Origin of the sequence: Oscillibacter valericigenes, from assembly GCF_016902445.1 — a bacterium.
GTDB classification, from domain to species: domain Bacteria; phylum Bacillota; class Clostridia; order Oscillospirales; family Oscillospiraceae; genus Oscillibacter; species Oscillibacter avistercoris.
This window is the reverse complement of record NZ_JACSNX010000001.1, coordinates 148207-167418: the sequence shown is the minus strand read 5'-3', so window position 1 is coordinate 167418 and position 19212 is coordinate 148207. Positions and strand designations below refer to the sequence as shown.

Annotated in this window: 15 protein-coding genes and 1 pseudogene; 5 read left to right on the top strand and 11 right to left on the bottom strand. The window is 65.5% G+C overall.

Annotated elements, in window-relative coordinates:
- Positions 1-176 precede the first annotated feature (176 nt).
- The 3 genes from H9X91_RS00770 to H9X91_RS00760 form a co-directional block, all read right to left on the bottom strand.
- Positions 177-1898, bottom strand: coding sequence for an ABC transporter ATP-binding protein (locus H9X91_RS00770; RefSeq protein WP_204801517.1), 1722 nt, complete (start codon positions 1896-1898; stop codon positions 177-179).
- Positions 1895-3673: an ABC transporter ATP-binding protein gene (locus H9X91_RS00765; RefSeq protein ID WP_207754306.1), complete on the bottom strand. Its 1779-nt coding sequence runs from the start codon at positions 3671-3673 to the stop codon at positions 1895-1897. The genes H9X91_RS00770 and H9X91_RS00765 overlap by 4 nt, the downstream gene beginning before the upstream one ends.
- A gap of 72 nt (positions 3674-3745) precedes the next feature.
- Positions 3746-4360 carry a TetR/AcrR family transcriptional regulator gene (locus tag H9X91_RS00760; protein WP_204801515.1) on the bottom strand — a complete coding sequence of 205 codons (615 nt, stop codon included), beginning with the start codon at positions 4358-4360 and terminating at the stop codon, positions 3746-3748.
- Positions 4361-4557: 197 nt separating this feature from the next.
- On the opposite strand from H9X91_RS00760, the gene larAH6 reads away from it, so the two are divergent.
- Positions 4558-5820 (top strand): nickel-dependent malate racemase, LarAH6 family, encoded by a 1263-nt coding sequence (gene larAH6, locus H9X91_RS00755; protein ID WP_204801512.1) that lies wholly within the window; start codon positions 4558-4560, stop codon positions 5818-5820.
- An 86-nt stretch (positions 5821-5906) separates the two neighbouring features.
- Here the strand turns inward: larAH6 and H9X91_RS00750 are convergent, their stop codons facing one another.
- The 4 genes from H9X91_RS00750 to vanR all read right to left on the bottom strand — a co-directional run bounded on the left by H9X91_RS00750 (position 5907) and on the right by vanR (position 9627).
- Positions 5907-6659, bottom strand: coding sequence for a M15 family metallopeptidase (locus tag H9X91_RS00750; protein ID WP_204801510.1), 753 nt, complete (start codon positions 6657-6659; stop codon positions 5907-5909).
- A complete protein-coding gene (locus H9X91_RS00745; RefSeq protein WP_204801508.1) occupies positions 6656-7699 on the bottom strand; it encodes a D-alanine--D-alanine ligase family protein in 1044 nt (347 codons plus the stop codon). Before H9X91_RS00745 ends, H9X91_RS00750 begins: the two co-directional genes overlap by 4 nt.
- Positions 7700-7829: 130 nt before the next feature.
- Entirely contained in the window at positions 7830-8939 is a 1110-nt protein-coding gene (locus tag H9X91_RS14670) for a sensor histidine kinase (RefSeq protein WP_338111895.1), read from the bottom strand.
- Complete coding sequence (gene vanR, locus H9X91_RS00735) at positions 8932-9627, bottom strand: VanR-ABDEGLN family response regulator transcription factor (RefSeq protein WP_204801506.1); 696 nt, start codon at positions 9625-9627, stop codon at positions 8932-8934. The genes H9X91_RS14670 and vanR overlap by 8 nt, the downstream gene beginning before the upstream one ends.
- Positions 9628-9891: 264 nt before the next feature.
- Here vanR and H9X91_RS00730 point away from each other — a divergent pair, with 264 nt between their 5' ends.
- Both H9X91_RS00730 and H9X91_RS00725 read left to right on the top strand, forming a co-directional pair.
- Positions 9892-10755, top strand: coding sequence for an AraC family transcriptional regulator (locus H9X91_RS00730; protein ID WP_204801504.1), 864 nt, complete (start codon positions 9892-9894; stop codon positions 10753-10755).
- Between the two features lie 134 nt (positions 10756-10889).
- Entirely contained in the window at positions 10890-11891 is a 1002-nt protein-coding gene (locus H9X91_RS00725; protein ID WP_204801502.1) for a substrate-binding domain-containing protein, read from the top strand.
- A 52-nt stretch (positions 11892-11943) separates the two neighbouring features.
- Here the strand turns inward: H9X91_RS00725 and H9X91_RS00720 are convergent, their stop codons facing one another.
- From H9X91_RS00720 to H9X91_RS00705, 4 genes are all read right to left on the bottom strand, one after another.
- On the bottom strand, positions 11944-13104 hold the full coding sequence (locus H9X91_RS00720) for a YibE/F family protein (RefSeq protein ID WP_243414370.1): 1161 nt from the start codon (positions 13102-13104) through the stop codon (positions 11944-11946).
- A gap of 115 nt (positions 13105-13219) precedes the next feature.
- Complete coding sequence (locus tag H9X91_RS00715) at positions 13220-15166, bottom strand: metallophosphoesterase (protein ID WP_204801498.1); 1947 nt, start codon at positions 15164-15166, stop codon at positions 13220-13222.
- Between the two features lie 252 nt (positions 15167-15418).
- Positions 15419-16717, bottom strand: coding sequence for a sensor histidine kinase (locus H9X91_RS00710; RefSeq protein ID WP_204801496.1), 1299 nt, complete (start codon positions 16715-16717; stop codon positions 15419-15421).
- Positions 16718-16721: 4 nt separating this feature from the next.
- On the bottom strand, positions 16722-17435 hold the full coding sequence (locus H9X91_RS00705; protein ID WP_204801494.1) for a LytR/AlgR family response regulator transcription factor: 714 nt from the start codon (positions 17433-17435) through the stop codon (positions 16722-16724).
- Positions 17436-17674: 239 nt separating this feature from the next.
- Between H9X91_RS00705 and H9X91_RS00700 the strand changes: the two are divergent.
- Together H9X91_RS00700 and H9X91_RS00695 are read left to right on the top strand one after the other, a co-directional pair.
- Positions 17675-18448: pseudogene (locus H9X91_RS00700) on the top strand (TraX family protein).
- Positions 18449-18467: 19 nt separating this feature from the next.
- The gene (locus H9X91_RS00695; protein WP_204801492.1) at positions 18468-19211 is read left to right on the top strand and encodes an ABC transporter ATP-binding protein; all 744 of its coding nucleotides are present in this window, start codon (positions 18468-18470) and stop codon (positions 19209-19211) included.
- The last annotated feature ends 1 nt before the right edge of the window (position 19212 follow it).

Below are 19212 nucleotides of genomic sequence, written 5' to 3'. Positions count from 1 at the left end.
CGGAAATCGAGCGGCGGCGGAGACCGCCGCCGCACAACCCGTTTGCGGCCATCTCTCTGTAAAAGCCGCAAACAAGGACAGATGCTGGCTTTATTATGAAGGAACGGGAAACCTTTGTCAAGGATGCCGCCGGGGACCCGTGCCGTATGGGACGGGTCCCCGGCGGGCAGAAGGTCTTACTGCTGCCGCTCTGCCATCTGGCGGTAGAGACCGTTCTGGGCCAGCAGCTCCGCCGGAGCGCCCTCCTGGGCCACGCCGCCGTCCGCCAGTACCACCACGTGGTCGGCACCTGCCACGGTCCGCATCCGGTGGGCGATGATGAGGACGGTCTTGTCCTTCACCAGGCGGGAGATGGCCTCCTGCACGGCGGTCTCGTTCTCCACGTCCAGGGAGGCGGTGGCCTCGTCCAGCAGGATCACCGGAGCGTCCTTCAAGAGAGCCCGGGCGATGGAGATCCGCTGCCGCTCCCCGCCGGAGAGGGTGGAGCCGTTTTCCCCCACCACCGTCTGGTAGCCCTCCGGCAGCTCCCGGACGAACTCGTCGCACCGGGCGGCCCGGGCGGCGGCGTAGACCTCCTCGTCGGTGGCCCCCCGGCGGCCCAGGCGGATGTTCTCCAGGATCGTGTCCCGGAACAGCACCACGTCCTGGAACACGAAGGAGTAGTGCTTCAGCAGCGTCTCCGGGTCCACGGTGGAGATGTCGATGCCGCCCAGGGTGATTTTCCCGCCCTGGATGTCCCAGAACCGGGCTGCCAGCTTGCAGGCGGTGGACTTGCCGCCCCCGGAGGGGCCCACCAGAGCCGTCACCTGGCCCTGCCTGGCGGTGAAGGATACGTCCTCCAGCACGCTCTCTCCATCCCGGTAGGCGAATTTCACGTGGTCGAACACAATGTCGAAGTTTTCCGGCTCGCAGGTTTCCACGCCGGTCTGCACCGGCTGTTCCTGGATGGCCCGCATCCGCTCGATCTTCAGCTTGGCGTTGAAGGTGGCGGCGATGTTCTGCAGCACCAGCCCCAGAGGATCATACAGCCGGGCAGCGGCGAACAGGAAGCCCAGGAAATACAGGAAGGACAGCTCACCGCCGGTCAGCAGCTCCGCCCCCACCAGCACCGTGGTGGCCAGGCCGATCCGCAGGAAGGCCTGGGCGGAGCAGACGAACACGCCGGTGATGAGCTCGGACCGGATAGAGCTCTGCTCCGCCGCCTCCAGTCTCCGATCCAGCTCCTGGAGGCACGCCTCCTGCCGGTTGCAGGACTGGATGTCCCGGATGGCCTCGATGTCCTCCTGAATGGCGTCCGCCACCTCCCGCTTTGTCAGGATGTTCCGGGTCCCGAAGGCATCCTGGAGCTTCTTGGACCCGGCGGTCAGCAGCACCGCCGCCGGCAGCACCCACAGCACCGCCAGGGCCATCCGCCAGTCGAAGCAGAACATGCAGACGCCGATAAACACTGTGGAGAGGATGGAGGCAAACAGCTGGGGGATGTAGTGAGAGAACATCTGGTCCAGGGACGAACAGTCGGCGATCATGGTGGAGGTCAGGTCGCTTAAGTCCCGGGTGCCGAAGAAGCTGAGGGGGAGCTTTCGCAGCGTCTCCGCCAGAGCGATGCGGCGGGCGGCGCTCTCCTGATAGGTGGCCAGGTACAGCGATGCGTACTGGAACCAGTGGAGCAGGAACAGCAGCGCCAGCACTGCCGCCGCCCCGCCGGTGTAGACCAAAACCTTCGCCGCCGGATCGCCGCCGGTCTCCAATGTTTCCAGCAGGTACTGGAGGGTGGCCATCACCACGCCCACCGGCAGCATCAGGCCGACATTGCACAGGAAGCACCAAGCCACGGCCTTCACGAAATCCCGGGCGCCTTTCTCACTCAGGGCGAACACATGCTGCAGCTTCCGGATCATACCGCCGCCTCCTTTCCAACTTTCCAGGCAGCCGCCTGGAGGTAATCCCGCCACATCCTGGCGTACAGACCGCCCTGAGCCGCCAGCTGGTCGTGGGTGCCCCGCTCCCGGACGGCGCCCTTCTCGATCACCAGGATGCTGTCCACGTCCTTCACCGTGGAGAGCCGGTGGGCGATCATCAGCACCGTCTTGCCCTCCATGAGCTTGGCGAAGGCCTTCTGGATCAGGGCCTCGTTCTCCGGGTCCGCGAAGGCTGTGGCCTCATCCAGCACCACGATGGGGGCGTCCTTCAGAATTGCCCGGGCCAGGGCGATCCGCTGGGCCTCGCCGCCGGAGAGGTAGACCCCCCGGGTCCCCACCACCGTGTCGATGCCCTGGGGCAGCTTTTCCAGGATGTCGTCACACTGGGCGGCGTGGGCGGCGGACCGGATCTCCTCCAGGGTGGCGGAGGGCCGGGCCATGCGGATGTTCTCCAGCACGCTGACCTTGAAGAGCCGGGTGTCCTGGAACACGAAGGCCACCTGCTCCATCAGCTCCCGGCGGTCCATGTCCCGCACGTCCACGCCGCCGATCCGCACGCTGCCGCTCTCCACATCCCAGAACCGGGGGATCAGGGCGGCAGCGGTGGACTTACCGCCGCCGGAGGGCCCCACCAGACCTGCCACGGACCCCTCCGGCACCGTGAAGGACACGTGGTCCAGAGCGGGTCTGGCGGCGCCGGGATAGCGGAAGGTCACATCCGTGAAGGTGATGTCGTGCCCCTTTGGCTTCTCGGGAATGGCGGCCCTGGGCAGGGGCCGGTTTTGCAGGATCTCGTCCATCTTCATCATGGCCTCGTCCGCCTCCATGACGGACTCCGAGGCGTACATGATCCGGTTGATCATACCGCCGCAGGCGGGGGCGAACAGGGCATAGAAGATGAAGTCCGCCAGCACCTCCAGCCCGTTCCCTCCGGAGGAGAGCAGCAGTGCCGCCGGGATCAGCAGGGCGAAGGCCCCGTTGATGCAGGTGAGGAATCCGGTCTGGCCGGCCCGGCAGCTCATGGCATACTGGCTGGCCAGGTCGCTGTAGGACTGGATGGCGTTGTAGAATGCCTTAAAGGAGTAAACGGTCTGCTGGAACACTTTCACCACCGGGATGCCCCGGACATACTCCACTGCCTCTCCGCTCATCTTCTCGATCTCCCGCTGGTAGCGGTGGAAGAACCCGGCGTTCCTGCCGCCCATCATGGCCATCATGCAGCCCAGGGCCAGCACCATGGTGAGAAGGCACAGCAGGCCCATCCGCCAGTCAAAGACGAACAGCAGCACGATGGCGGCCAGAGGTGTCACCACCGCCGCCGTCAGGTCCGGCAGCTTGTGGGCCAGCAGGTCCTCCGTCAGGGCGGCGTTGTCGTCGATGATCTTCCGCAGCTCGCCGGAGCGGTTCCCGGTGAAGAAGCCCAGGGGCAGCTCCATCAGGTGGGCCACCCCGGCATGGCGCATGTTCCGGGCGGTCCGGAAGGCGGCGATGTGGGTGCACATCAGCGCCGCGAAGTACAGGGCGATGTTGGCCACGGCGAACCACACCGCCATCCAGCCCCAGCGGGCCAGGCCCTCCGCCTCTGTGACGGCAGGGAAGACTGCCAGCGCCTGCCGGGCTACCAGCCACACGCACACATAGGGGACCAGCCCCAGCACGGCGGCGGCGCCGGACAGCACACAGCCCAGCACCGTCAGCTTCCGGTGGCCGCCGGCGTAGGCCAGCAGCCGGGACAGATTCGATCGCTTTTTCAAAAAGATCCCTCCTTGCAGATTGTATCCGCCGATAGTTAGCTACAACTAACTATTGGCCAAAAAAGATGAGGGTCACTCCCCCATCAATTTTTGCCATCCAGCCATGTAGAATTCCCGCAGCTGCCGGATATACTGCTTGGCGTGGTCATACGGCATGTCGTGGACCATGACTTCGAACACGGCGCTGAACATACCGCTGGCGATGATATGGCACAGCTGATGGTCCAGCTCCGGCACATTCCGGCCCAGCTGCCGCAGGACCTGGATGTATTGCTCGGTGGCCTCCACCTCGACCTCCACCATGTTGTGGACGAAATGCTCATAAGGCGTTCCCTCGGCCCGGCAGAGCAGCAGCTTCACCGGTACGGAGTGCCGGTACATGTAGTCCACCATCCAGTCCACGCAGGCGGAGGACTCCACCCCCATGTGGCTGGGCTGTTCCGCTGCCGGCAGTGCGGCAAACTCCGTCTGGGTCTGCATGAATCGGCCCATGATGGCGGCGGCATGGGGTTCCACGATGGAGGCGAACAGCGCCTCCTTGCTGGAGAAGTAGCCGTAGAAGGCCCCGGTGGTGACGCCGGCATTCTTCACGATCTGCCGCAGGGAGGCCCCCCGAAAGCCCTTGTCCAGAAACTCCTGTACGGCTGCCTGCTGGATCTGTTCCAGCGTCGAAGTCTCTTCACCCATAAGCCCTCCTGATATAACAGCGTTATATAACATCGTTATAATACACGAAGTCCACACGTCTGTCAAGGGGACGGGGAAACTTTTTTGCCTGCGGGCACCGGTTGACAAGCCATGCCGATACCGGTATAGTGAATAGGAAAGGCATATTGCCCGGCGGCGTGTCCGCCGGTGGGAAGACGCGGGAAGGAGAAGATGGAATGGAGCGAGAACTGGAATTCAAGATCGGTACCCGGAGCCAGCGGGTAGCTGTCCCGGAGGAGGCGCTGCTGGGCGTGCTGGAGCCCAACGAGATCGCGGCCCCTGTGACAGGGGAAGCGGCGGTGCGGCAGGCGCTGGCATCGCCCATCGGCACGCCGCGTCTGCGGGACCTGGTCCGCCCGGGGGAGAAGATCGCCATCGTCACCAGCGACATCACACGCCCCATGCCCACCTGGGTGGTGATGCCCCCGCTGCTGGAGGAGCTGTACAGCGCCGGCGTCCGGCCGGAGGACATCACCCTGGTCTTCGCCCTGGGCAGCCATCGGCCCCATACGGAGGCGGAGCAGCGCCATCTGGCGGGGGAGCAGGCCTTCGCCCAGATCACCTGTGTGGACTCCGATGTGACGGACTGCGTCCATGTGGGCGTCACCGCCCGGGGCACGCCGGTGGACATCGACCGCCGGGTGGCGGAGGCGGACCGGCGGATCTGCCTGGGCAATATCGAGTACCACTACTTCGCCGGCTACTCCGGCGGCGCCAAGGCCATCATGCCCGGCGTCTCCACCCGGGCGGCCATCCAGTCCAATCACAGCCGGATGGTGGAGGCGGACGCCCGTGCCGGCAAGCTGGCGGGCAACCCGGTGCGGGAGGATCTGGAGGAGGCCGCCGCCATGGTGGGGGTGGATTTCATCCTGAACGTGGTGCTGGACGCCCACAAGGAGATCATCCGGGCCGTGGCCGGGGACGTGACGGCTGCCCACCGGGCGGGCTGCGCCTTCCTGGACACGCTCTACCGCAAGGAGATCCCCGCCCGGGCGGACATCGTGCTGGTGTCCCAGGGGGGCGCCCCCAAGGATCTGAACCTGTACCAGACCCAGAAGGCCCTGGACAACGCCAAGCACGCGGTGAAGGACGGCGGCGTGGTGGTTCTGATCGGCTCCTGTAAGGAGGGGCTGGGGGAGAAGGTGTTCGAGGAGTGGATGACCTCCGCTCCCACGCCGGGATCCCTGGTGGAGCGCATCCAGCGGGAGTTCCGGCTGGGCGGCCATAAGGCGGCGGCCATCGCCCTGGTGCTGGAGAAAGCGGACATCTACCTGGTGTCCGACCTGGACGACGACCTGGTCCGCTCCCTGTTCATGACGCCCTTCCACACAGTGGAGGAGGCCTACGCGGCTGCTGTACAGAAGTGCGGGCCCGGGGCCACGGTCCTGGCCATGCCCTACGGCGGCTCCACCCTGCCGGTCTGCACGGCGGAGATCTGATCGCTGATATGCACCGGCGCGGACAGCGGGCGTCTCTCAAATCGGGAGTTGTCCGCTGTCCGCGCATTTCCGCATCGCAGGCCGATTCAGCCCGGGAGGGGCAGCTGCTCCCAGACGGTGACGATGAACCCGCCGGCGTTGTCGCCGGAGATCTGGCAGCAGGAATCCGGCAGACGGATCTCCGTCTCCTCTCCTGTGCAGGGGACGCAGAAGACCCGGGCCCGCTGCCCGCCCGGCAGGGCACAGGTGCGGGGCCCCTGCCGCAGAAAATCGCCGTACTCCTCCAGGCACAGTCCGTTGGCCTCCATCAGCAGGGCGTGGGGCGTGCCCACGTAGCGGAAGTGCCAGGGCTCCGGGGCGATGCCGGTAAGGGCCTCCTTGCCCCGCTGGTAGCGCTCGATGAAGCCGTAGGCAGCCGCCGTCCGCCGGAAGGCGCCGCAGATCCCGTCGTAGGGGAAGTCAGGCCGGATGAAGTCGATCTCGTCGGCGGCCTTGCCCAGGTCGATGGCAAGGCCCGTCTGATGCTCGCTGCACCCGGGAAGCGCCACATACTTTTGCGTGAAGTCTGCGCCGCTCTCCGCCAGGGTGTCGTCCCAGATCCGCTGCTGTTCCGCCTGGCTCCGCCAGCCGGAGACGGGGACGATCTCCGCCCCGCCGCCCGCCTTCCGGACGCAGGCGGCCAGCAGCTGGGCGGCCCGCCGGTCCAGCAGGATGTCCGGATGGCGGCTGTCCACGGCGGTGAGATCGACAGGACCGCCGGGGTGGAGGGGGTGCTGCCGGTTCACCAGCACCAGGGGGCCGGTCCGGCTCTTCTCCCGGGGAAGGCGTACGGTCCTCATGCCTCCACCCCCAGTTCCACCAGCCGGCTCACCAGGGTCTGGAAGTCCAGGCCGATGGCCTGCATCATACCGGGATAACAGCTGTGGGGCGTGCAGCCGGGGATGGTGTTCACCTCGTTGAAGACGAGCTCCCCCCAGGGGGTCAGGAACAGGTCCACCCGGGCGAACACCCGGCAGTCCAGGCAGCGGTAGATCCGCTTGGCGGTCTCCTGGATCTCTGTGGCCTTCTCCGGGGGGATCCGGGCGGGGCAGTAGATCCGCAGGGTCCCGCCGTCGGCATATTTTTCGCCGTAGTCGATGAAGCCGCCCTCCACCTGGAACTCCGCCACGGCACCCACGGTCAGGGCGGTGCTGCCCAGAATGGCGCAGCTCACCTCAAAGCCGGGCACGGCCTCTTCCAGCAGGATCTCCCGGTCGTGGCGGAAGGCCTCTTCCGCGGCGGCGGCCAAATGCTCCGGCGCGGCGACTCTGGAGACGCCGAAGGAGGACCCGGACCGCACGGGCTTCACGAACAGGGGATAGCCCAGCGCCTCCGCCGCCCGGGCGATCTCACCGGCGTCATCGCCCCGGCGGAACAGGTGGCCCCTGGGCACCCGCACCCCGGCCAGGGCCGCCAGCTTGTGGGAGCGGTCCTTGTCCATGCACAGGGCGCTGGACAGGGCCCCGCAGCCGATGATGGGGGCGCCGATCAGCTCCAGCAGGCCCTGGACGGTGCCGTCCTCGCCGTTTTTGCCGTGGAGGACGGGAAATGCCGCGTCGAAGGGTTCGCTCCTGCCGGACCCATCCAGCCACAGGAGCCGCAGGTCTCCCCGGTCCAGGGAAAGAGCACAGGGCACGCAGTCCGGCTGGGCCTCCCAGTCCCCGGTCTCCAGATGGAACAGGGGGCCGCCGTACCGCAGCCAGCGGCCCTCCCGGGTGATGCCCACGGCCAGCGGCGTGTACCGGCTGTGGTCCAGCGCCTGCAGCACGGCGTGGGCGGACTGCAGGGATACCTCATATTCCGTGGAGCAGCCGCCGAAGAGAAACAGGATCGTCTTCATGGAAATACCTCCCCATATGACGGAAACCGCCTTGTTTTGATACGAAGATCGTACCAGAACAAGGCGGTTTTTATCTGCGGGTTTCCATGCGGAGTTCCTGCAAAGTGATTGTGAAATCCTTGCGATTTTCTTACGACGCCGGCAGGCACACGGTGAAGGTCACGGTGTCGTGGGCGCTCTCCGCCCGGATGGTGCCGCCGTGGAGCTCCACGATCTCCTTGGCTATGGCCAAGCCAAGGCCCGCGCCACCCGTGCGGGTGGCGCGGGAGCTGTCCAGCCGGAAGAACTGCTCGAAGATCCGGTCCAGCTTCTCCTGGGGAATGGTTTTGCCGGCGTTGGTGAAGGTCAGCGTGATGGTCTCGCCGTCGCTGCCGCCGGCGATGTGCACCTCCGTGCCGGGAAGGCTGTAATAGGAGGCGTTGCGCAGCAGGTTGTCGAACACCCGGGAGAGCTTCTCCCCGTCGCAGGGGCACAGCAGCTTCTCCGGCAGGTCCAGGCGGCAGGTGAGGTCCGCCTCCGCCAGCATGGGCTGGAATTCGCTGACCACCTGCTGGAGCATCCTCGTCAGGTCCGTGGGCTGCTTCTCCAGCTCCAGGTGGGTGAGATTGAAGCGGGTGATGTCGAAGAACTCGTTGATCAGGTCCTCCAGCCGCTCCGCCTTCTCCAGGGCGATATGGGTGTACCGGGCCCGCAGCTCCGGCGAGAGCTGGGGCTCATCCCGCAGCAGCGTCAGATAGCCGATGACGCTGGTGAGGGGCGTCTTCAGGTCGTGGGCCAGGTAGACCACCAGGTCATTTTTCCGCTGCTCCGCCGCCCGGGCGGCCCGGGCGTCCCGCAGCGCCCGCTCCCGGGCGGCGTTCAGCTGGACCTCCACCTCCTCCAGCCCCGCCGGCAGATGGATGGACTCCTCGCCGGGGGCGGCCAGCCGCTCCGCCGCCTGAGCCATGGCCTCCACCTGCCCCACGGGCCTGGCAATGAAGAAGTAGCTGATCACCACCCAGCCGGCCAGGACCACCAGGGCGCATACAAAGACGAAGTAATCCCGCACCCAGTTCAAAAACAGGTAGAGGGGACTCAGGGGGTCATACCAGGTGATGGCGCTGCACACCAGATACCCCAGAAAGGCCAGGAGCAGCACCACCGTCACCCAGGCGGTCAGCGCCAGCAGGTAAAAGCCCCAGGTCCGCAGGGCCCGGCCCCGCGCCCGGTCCGACAGGGGCGTGCGCTGATCCTTACTCAATGGTATACCCCACCCCCCAGACAGTTTTGATGAACTTCGGCCTGCGGCTGGGCTCGTGCATCTTCTCCCGCAGGCGGGCGATGTGGCTCATGACGGTATTGTTGCTGTCCATGAATTTCTCGCCCCACACCGCCTCGAACAGCTCCTCACTGGACACCACCTGCCCCCGGTGGTCGCAGAGGTACCAGAGGATGGAGAACTCCAGGGGCGTCAGGGACAGCTCTTCCCCGAACAGGACGCATTTGTGGGTGGTTTTGGAGATCTGCAGCCCCCGGAAGTCGTGCTCCGCGATCTCCCGGGGCGCCGCCTCCCCGGTGTTGTACCGGGTGTAGCGCCGCAGCTGGGTCTTGACCCGGGCAACCAGCTCCAGCGGGCTGAAGGGCTTGGTGATGTAGTCGTCTGCTCCCAGGGTCAGCCCCATGATCTTGTCCGTGTCCTCCACCCGGGCCGTCAGCATGAGGATGGGGAACAGGTGGTCCTCCCGGATCCGCTGGCAGAGGGTGAACCCGTCCATATCCGGCAGCATCACGTCCAGAATGGCCAGATCCAGCCGCTGCCGCCGGACACAGACCAGGGCATCTGCGGCGTTATTGCATTTGTGGACCGCAAAGCCCTCGTTTTTCAGGCAGACCTCCACCAGGTCCGCGATGGCGGTCTCGTCATCCACCACCAAAATGTGAGTCTCCATAGTCACCCTGCTTTCCAAGAGAGCGGAAACGCCCCCTGCCGCGGCGGGACCGACCGCCGTACTGCCGCTATCATACCACACCGGAAGCGGAAAGGAAAGAGCCAAGTCCTGCTTCGGAGCCCCCGGGGATGCCGGCCCTTGACAGGCGTGCTCCGTGCCCCCATAATGAGAACGGAGCGGTCCGGACTTTTTTGCGGATATCCCGGGCGGAGGCCCGGGACACAGACGCGGCCCGCACTTTTTGGCGGAGAGAGGAGAAAAGCGATGGAACTGAATCGGCAGCGGGGGGTATTCTCCCGGCAGGAGGCGGAGACGCTCCCGCCGAATCGCCCCTATGTGGCCTACATCTGCTATTACGACTGGACAGAGGGTGAGCACGCCACGCTGATGCACAGCCACGAGGATCTGGCGGAGGTGCTGCTGATCCTGAAGGGCAGCGGCCACTACGCCGTGGATCTCTGCCGGTACGAGGTATCTGCGGGGGATGTGGTGCTGTGCAACGGCGGCGCGCTCCATGACGAGTTCCCCCAGGCAGACCAGCCCTACCAGACCTTGTGCGTGGCCATCGGGAACCTGCAGCTGCCGGATCTGCCGCCGCACCAGTTCCTGTCCCGGGGGCTGAGCCCGCTGTTCCACCAGCCGGAGCAGTTTTCCGATCTGAAGCAGCTGTTCTGCCAGATGGACCGCTACGCTGCCGAACGGGAGGAGGGGTTTCAGACCCTGTGCCAGTACCTGATGCTGGCGTCGCTGGAGCTGGTCCGGCGGATGACGGCAGGGCGGAAGGAAGCGTATGTCACTCAGGCGGACTCCACCTTCGGCCGGGTGGCCCGCTACATCGACCAGCACTACGCCGAGGACTGCTCCATCGAGCAGCTGGGGCATCTGTTCTACCTGAGCCCCTATCACCTCTCCCACATGTTCCGGCAGAAGACGGGCTACAGCCTGAAGCAGTATGTCCTGCGCCGCCGGATCGGGGAGGCTCAGATGCGGCTGGTGAACTCCCTGGACTCCGTTCAGACCATCGCCGAGGCGGTGGGGTTTGAGGACGCCAGCTATTTCTCCCGCATCTTCTCCAAATACATCGGTCTCACGCCCACGGAGTACCGGAGATTCCGGACCGGGCGGTGAACGCGCAAAAAAATCCGGAAAAGAGGACCTGCAGAGGAACGATCTGGTTCCCCCGCAGGTTTTTCTCTTCCATTTCCCCGGGTATATTTGTACCCTGAATCCAGCATCCTAACAGGAGAAATGGAGGGACTTCCATGAGACGGATTTTCAAACGAATGACTGCCCTTGCGGCATTGACCGCGCTGGTGCTCTGCGCCGGCTGCGGGGCGTCGGACCCGGCAGCGGAGGCCCGGACCGGGGAGCGGGAGACTCTGGGGCTGCTGATGGCCCGGGAGGACCCGTTTTTGACAGAGCTGAAGGAGCAGATCCAGGCGGAGGCAGCTGCCCGGGGCTATGACGTCCGGGCCTACAACGCCGGAAATGACCCGGAGGCCCAGCTGCGTCAGGTCCATCAGGCGCTGGCCGACGGCGTGGAGACGCTGCTGGTGAATCTGGCGGAGGGCGAGGACGCCGAGAAGATCGCCGGGATCGTGGGCGACGCCGGGGTGGTGCTGATCAACCGGGCGCCGGAGACAGCCATCCTGAATGACCGCATGGTGTTCGTGGGCATGGACGAGGCCGGGGCCGGGGCGCTCCAGGGCCGGGTCCTGGCGGACTATTTCTGGGAGACGGACCACGGGACGGATCTCCGGTATCTGCTGTTCCAGGGGGTGCCGGATCAGGAAAATACGGATGCCCGGTCCGCCGGTGCCCTGCAGAGCCTGCTGGATGACGGGTTCTTCCCCGTGGCGGCAGCGGATTATCAGGTGTGCGGCTTTGACCGGCAGCGGGCCGCCGACGCCATGACGGACCTGCTGGCCCAGGGCGTGACCTATGACTGCGTCATCTGCGGCAACGACGAGATGGCCATCGGCGTCATCGGCGCGCTGAAAGCCGCCGGCAGGGACCCCGGGGCGGTGCCCATCGTCAGCGTGGACCACACGGAAGCGGGCGCCAACGCACTGGAGGCGGGGGAGCTCTATATGACTGTGGATCAGAATGCGGGCCTCCAGGCCAAGGCGGCGGTAGCGGCGGCGGTCAATCTGGATCAGGGGCGGCCCTTTGACAGCGGCCTGGCAGACCTGCTGGGGGAAACGTACACGGACCCGGACCAGCCCTATACGCTCCGTGTCCCGGTGGAAGCAGTACGGAAATAGCACCGGAAAAATGGAAAACAGGAGGCGGCTGCTGTGCAGCTGCCTCCTGTTTTCATGCCTCCGGACCGGCGGCCGCCCGGGAGCGGGCCGGCAGAGTGTAGAGCACCGTGGCAATGGCCACGGTGGCCGGCACGCTCAAGATCACGCCGAAGCTGCCGGACAGGCCCTGCATGATGGCGATGCCGATGTTGTTGGAGTTGATGATCTGCAGCCAGGGCAGGTCATAGGCGTAGTCCAGCACCAGCATGCTGACGCTGCCGCCGGCAAAGGCCAGGATCAGGGTGTTGGAGTCGGTGCCCATCATGTCCCGGCCCACCCGCATGCCGGCCCGGAACAGGTCGGCCCGGGAGATGTCCGGGGACTGGCCCTGGATCTCCGCCATGGCGCTGGCGATGGACATGCCCACGTCCATCATGGCCCCCAGGGCGGAGATCAGCAGGCCGGAGAACAGCAGCCCTCCCACCTGGATGCCGGAGGTGCTCCACAGGGTCATCAGGCTCTCGATGTCGCTGACGTTCCAGCCGGTGACGCCGGTGGAGAAGGAGAAGAGGGAGGCGAACACCCCCGCCATCACCACGCCGGCAACGGTGCCGGCGGTGGCCACCAAAGTCTTGCGGGTGGGCCCGCCCAGCAGCCACATGGACACCACCGTGGTGACGGCGCACACCAGCACCGCGCTCCAGAAGGGAGACCAGCCCCGGTACACCATGGGCAGATACACCCAGATGATGCAGGCGAAGGTGAACACCAGGCTCAGCGCCCCCTTGGCCCCCTGCCATCCGCCAATGGCGCACAGGGCCAGCAGATACAGCGCCACGAAGCAGATGATCTGAAGCTCCCGGTCCTGGGAGTAGACGCTGGACACCACCGTGTCCCCGGCCACGCTCTGCATCACCACCACCCGCATGCCCACGGTGCAGGGGGCGCCGAAGAGAAAGCCGGAGCTGGAGGTGGTCTCGATCTCCTGGCCCTTCAGTTCGCCGGAGGTCATCCGGACCCGGACTACCTGCTCGCCCACCCGGGTGCCGTTTGGCTGCAGGTTGTCCTGAAGGATCTCCGTCACCACGCCTTTTTCAAAGGTCTGCCCCTCCCGGGAGATCAGGGGGACCTTCTCCACCTGATTCAGGCGGACCACCAGCACCAGAAACAGCGCCAGCAGCACCAAAGGCGGCACAAAGCGCTTCCAATCCAATCGTTGCGTCAACTGCTTCAAGGGAACAGACCTCATTTCTTTCAGATGTGACCGGCCCGGAGGGACGGCGTAAAACAGCGTCTCTCCGCAGGCGCACAGCCTGCGGAGAGACTGAAGGGGATGGGGATGGGCCGGATCAGCCCAGCTTGGTCAGGGCGTAGTCCGCGCTGGAGGCGGTGACGGCGCTGCCGGTCAGCAGGCCATGGCTCTCAGCGTAGGTCATGCCCTGAGAGAGGGTGGCGTTCCGGGAGGCACCGGCCTTGCCCTGAACGGCGGCATAGCGGGTCAGCATGGCGGCGAACTGGGCCTGGGTGATGGTCTCGTCCGGGGCAAAGCTGCTGTCGGACACACCGTTGACGATGCCCTGGGCTTTGGCCCAGGCCACGGCGTTCAGGTAGTCGGCACCGGCGGCCACGTCGGAGAAGCCGGCGGCGGTGGACACGGCGGGACGGCCGGCGTCATCGTACAGGCGCTGGACGGCCTGGGCCCGGGTCAGGGGAGCGGTGAGGCTCTCGCTGTCGCCGGTCTTGCGGATGGTGAAGGTCTCGTCGATCTTCTCCGTCTGACCGTCAGCGGTCAGCTGATAGGTATCGATGGAGAAGGAGTCTTCGCTCAGGGTGATGACGGACCAGCTGGGCAGCCAGTTCTGGCTGCGCTCGGCGATGTAGTCCTGCTGAGCGGAGATCAGCTCGTAGTACTTGGAGCCGGAGGCGGAGTTGGCGGTCATATACAGGGTGCCGTTGGGATCCACCACAGTGTTGCCCACGGTGGTCTCAATGGTGTAGCAGTGGTTGTCCGCCTGGAAGTCGTTCAGCAGGGCCTGACCGGCGGTGTCGCCGTCCTCGGGGTACAGGGGGATCTGGGTGCTGGCGTTGATGTCGTAGGCATGATCCCAGTCGTAATCGCTGCCGTCGGCATTGAGCTGGAACTCATAGGCGCCGTGAGTCTGGCCGTCGCCGTACAGCAGCTTGGAGCGGCTGTAGGTGTGGTCGTGGCCCTGGAGCACCACGTCGATGTCGTACTCATCGAAGATGGGGGTCAGCTGGGTGCGGAGGATCATGCCGTCCGTGTCGGAGTGATCCAGGCCGGAGCCGTAGATATCCTGATGGATGGTGACGATCCGCCAGGCAGCGTTGGGATCAGAGGCAATGGCCTCCTGGATGGCCTGCTCGTGCTCCGCCACATTGTAGTTGTTGGTGTTCAGCACGATGAACAGGCCGTTGCCGTAGGAGTAATAGTAATCGCCGCCGGCCTGGGTGGCACCGTACTCCGTGGCGTTGGGGTTGTTGAAGTGGTACATGTAGTCGGCATTCAGGGAGTCGTGGTTGCCGATGGTGGTGGCCACCGGCAGACCGGCCAGCACATCGGGGCTGAGGTAGCCGGCGTACTCCTCCTCCTTGGCCTGACCGGTCTTGTTGACCTGGTCACCGGCGGAGATGATGAAGCTCACATCCGGGTCCTGGGCCAGAGCGGCCTCCAGGGTCCGGTTCCAGCCGAAGGCGTCGTTCCGGGCGGCGGTGTTGGCCGCGCCGGACTCGGCGGCCAGGGTCTCGCCGCCCTGGGGCTGGCCCTTGGAGGCGCCGATCTGGGGATCGCCCACATACAGCATCTTCACGGTGTCGAAGCTCTGGGTCTCGTAGGTCTCCACCTCGGTCTGCACACCGTTCTTCTCCACGGTGTAGTAGTAGGTGGTGTTGGGCTCCAGACCGGTGACGGTGACGTGGTTGTAGTGATAGGCCACGCCGTCGGTCAGGCTGGTGTCCACATCGCCGGCGGTGCCGGTGTAGGACTGCAGGCTGTTCCGGTCCGTGCCGAAGTGCACCACAGGGGTCGCGGCGGAGCCGTTGTCCAGGCTGTACCAGGCGAAGTTCAGCTCTGTCTCGTCTTCGCCGGGGGTCAGGGACACCTGGGTGTAGTCCGTAGCGACCGTGTTCCACTCCTCTGTCCAGGCGGTCCACTCGGCGCTGCCGCCCACGGTGGAGCCGTCGTTGTAGTGGACAGTGGCAGCCAGGGCGGGGACCATGGTCCCGATCAGCAGAGCGCCGCACACGCCGCCGACCAGAAGTCTCTTCTTGATTTGCATATCGATCCTTCCTCTTGTCTTTTTGTGGTTTTGTGAAAGATTCCCCTTCGGAAAATGAGTATAATCTTCCGTTTTTTGCCCTGCAAGACACCTTTCAAACTCTTGTCCAAGATTTAACAAACGCTTTACACAGCGCCTTCCGGCTTTACAGAACTGCTGCAGGAGAACTCCGGCACAGTCGACCCCGGACGGAGAAAGGCCGCGGACCCAATGCTGGGTCCGCGGCCTTATTCTCTATGAGAAGAAGCGGAGTCAGACATGCCGCCCTTCGGCGGCATTCTGCACCAGAGGCAGGCATACCACCAGCTCGAATCGGTCGTCCCGGACCCCGGCGTCCAGGGTGCCGCCGTAGCGCTCGGCGATCTCCCGCATGCCGGGGATGCCGAAGCCGTGGGCGGCCTTGTCCGCCTTGGTGGTGGCGAGATCCGGTTTCACCTCGCCGCCCAGGGTGTTCTCCACCCGCAGCATGAAGAGGCCCTTGTCTGCCTTGCAGCGGACGGTGATCCGCCGGGCCGTCCCGCCCCGGGTGCCCTCCAGCGCATTGTCCAGGGCGTTGCCCAGCAGGGCGCACAGGTCCACGTCTGCCACCGGCAGATCCCGGGGCAGGGAGACGGCGAAGTCCGCCACGGTCTCCTCCCGCTCCATGGCCTCCGCCTTGGCGGTGAGGACGGCGTTGGCCGCCTCATTCTCGCAGAGGCGCCGGGTCCCCCGGAGGGCCGGAGACCCGGCCATCTGGTCCAGATAGCGGATGGCCCCCTGCTCATCTCCCTGCTCCAGAAGGCCCCGGACTGCCGTCAGGTGGTTCCGCAGGTCGTGACGGAGGCGGCGCACCTGCGTCTCCTGCTGCCGGAGACCCTGGTAGTAGACCTCCCGCAATCCCGCCAGGCGGCCGGCCTGCTCCAGCCGCTCGTGGTCCGCCAGGATCAGAATGGCCAGCAGCAGCACCAGGGAGGTCAGCAGCGCGAAGGGCAGCACCACCATGCCCTGGTTCATGGCCACGGCATAGACCTCGACGGACTCATACCGTCGGAAGGTCAGCAGCACCACGGCGATCAGGGCGCACAGGGGCATGGCCGCCAGGCCCAGCACCAGCTTCCACAGCCGCCGGGAGAGCGTCACCGGCTCCCGGGGCAGGCGGCGGCGCAGCAGCAGCCACAGCGGGCCGAATACCATCGGGCGGGCCATTCGCACCAGCACATCATAGAGCGCATCCCGGTTGATCCGCTCCACATAGGTGTCCAGCAGGGCGCACACGGACATCTCCAGGCAGAAGAGGATCATGCACACCGCCAGCCGCCCCACCCGGTCGCCCCGGGTGGACAGGAAGAACAGGGCCAAGAACACCGGCAGCGTATAGAGCAGATTGGGGTCCCCGATCCAGATTACCATGCCGCTGGTGCCCGCCAGGGTCAAAAAGAGCAGCGCCTTCCAGAACCGCCCTCTCCGGAGCCGGACGAAGGGCGTGCAGAGCCGGTAGAGGAAAAAGCCGCTGGCCGCCACCGTCAGGAAATACCCGAAATAGAGCCAGAACTTCCAGAGAACATCCAGCATCTCCTCACCCCTCCAGTTCCGCCCGGGTCAGGGCCAGCAGGGCCGACTGCTGGCAGGACCGGCTGACGGGCAGGCGCTGCCCGTCCCGCAGCACCACCTCGCCGCCCTCCATCCGGTCCACGGCTCCTGCCCGGACCAGATACCGCTGGTGGACGCGGACAAAGCCGGCCCCCACCTCTTCCGCCACCGCGTCCAGCTTGCCGTAGAAGGTGTAGCCCCGGCCCTCCGTCACGCAGGTCACCTGCCGCCGGTCCGAGACGAAGTACAGAATGTTGGCGATGGGGATGCGGTAGTGGGTGTCCCCGCTGCGGCAGATGTAGGCCCGGTCCAGGTCCCGGACCAGCGCCGCCTGGGCCCGGTCCAGCACCGCCTCCAGCTGTTCGATCCTCGGGGGCTTCAAGAGATACCCCAGGGCCCCCACGGAATACCCGTCGAACACGTGGTCGGCGTAGCCGGTGACGAACACCAGCTGGAGACCGCTGTCCGCCGCCCGGAGCCGCCGGGCGGTCTCCATGCCGTCCAGCTCCCCCATCTCCATGTCCAGAAACACGATGTCCAGCTCCCCGGCGTGGCCCTCCAGCCAGCGGAGCAGGCCCTCGCCGGAGGAGAACTCCCAGAACTGCCCCTGAACACGCCGCTTTTCCAGGACCCGCTCCAGGGCGGAGCGGAGCACCAGCCGGGCGTCGTAGACATCATCACAGATGCCGATCCGCAGCATCTTCCTCACCTCAAATCAAACGGATTGCCCACACGGGGGCAATCGCCCCAAAGGCACGTGCCCATTCTACCACAGGAGCTGCCGCCTGCCAAACCAAACTTGACGGCAAAACCGCCAAATTTGACATCCCGCCACGCCCCGGTGCAAAACTTGACATTCCAGCCGCCGCAGATGACACCCCCGTTTGCGGCGGCGGTTTTTTCGCGGTACGCTGGTGTCAACAAGGAGGGAACAACACCATGACAAACACCACTGCCATCTCCCGCTCCCGCGTGTGGAGCGTCCTCACCACCCCGGCCGTCATCCCCCAGACAGGTCCCCGGCTCAAGACCAACCTGGACACGGACCTGCTGAAGCTCATCGCCATCACCGCCATGCTGATCGACCACATCGGCGGCGCCTTCTTCCCGGAGGTGGGCGTGTTCCGCTGGATCGGCCGGCTGGCCTTCCCCATCTTCTGCTACTGCCTGACGGTGGGATTGCTGTACACCCACGACGTGCGGAAGTACCTGACCCGGCTGGGGATCTTCGCCCTCGTCAGCCAGCCCTTCTACATCCTGGCCTTCCATCCGGTCAGCGAATTTGCGGCCAACCTCACCAACTGGAACATCTTCTTCACCCTGTTTCTCAGCCTCCTGGGCATGTACGGCGTGAAGGAGCGGAAGTGGTGGCTGTTCGCCCTGGCCCTCTTCACCGTCAGCTGGTGGAACTTCGACTACTCCGGCACCGGCATCACGTTGATGCTGATCTTCTACCTCTGCCGGAACCGTCCCGGCCTGGGCGCGGCGCTGTATATCCTCAGCTATCTCCCGGCCCTGTGGAACGGCTGACCGGAGGACCCCCTGTGCCTGACGGTGGGCGGCCTTTGCATCGACTGGTCCTTCTTCGCCGTCTTCGCCGCGCCGCTGATCTTCTGCGCCACCCACTCCCGCATCAAGGTCAACAAGTGGTTCTTCTACGCCTTCTATCCCGTCCATCTGGCGGTCATCGCCCTTTTGCAGAACATCCTGTGAGTCAGAAAGGAAGAATTTTATGTTAACTGTCAAAGACCTGCACAAGTCCTATCAGGTGGGCAAGACCACCTACGAGGTCCTGAAGGGCGTGTCCCTGACCGTTGAGAAGGGGGAGTTCGTAGCCGTTATGGGCCCCTCCGGCTCCGGCAAGACCACACTGCTCAACTGCATCTCCTGCTACATCCCCATCGACAGCGGGGAGATCACCCTGGGGGAGAAGCAGCTGGCTGATCTCAGCGAGGACGCCCTGGCCAAGGTCCGCAACCGGCAGCTGGGCTTCGTGTTCCAGGACTTTCTGCTGCTGGATGGCCTGACGGTCCGGGAGAACATCCTGCTGCCCGCCATCATCGGCGGCACCGTCACCAGCCAGACGGAGGCCCGGGCGGACCAGCTGTGCGACGTGTTCGGCATCACCGCCATCCGGGACAAATACCCGGCGGAGATCTCCGGCGGCGAGAAGCAGCGCTGTGCCGTGGCCCGGGCCCTCATCAACCACCCCCTGCTGATCCTGGCGGACGAGCCCACCGGAAACCTGGACTCCAAGTCCAGCCGGGCGGTGATCCGGTCCTTTGAGCAGGCCAAGGCGTCTCTGGAGGCCACCATCTTCATGGTGACCCACGACTCCTTCGCCGCCTCCTTCTGCGACCGGGTGGTGATCCTCCGGGACGGGGGGGTGTGGCGGACCCTGGAAAAGGGCAGCACCGACCGCGCCGCCTTCCAGGATGCGCTGCTGGACGCCATCCGGGACATGGGGAAGGAGTGAG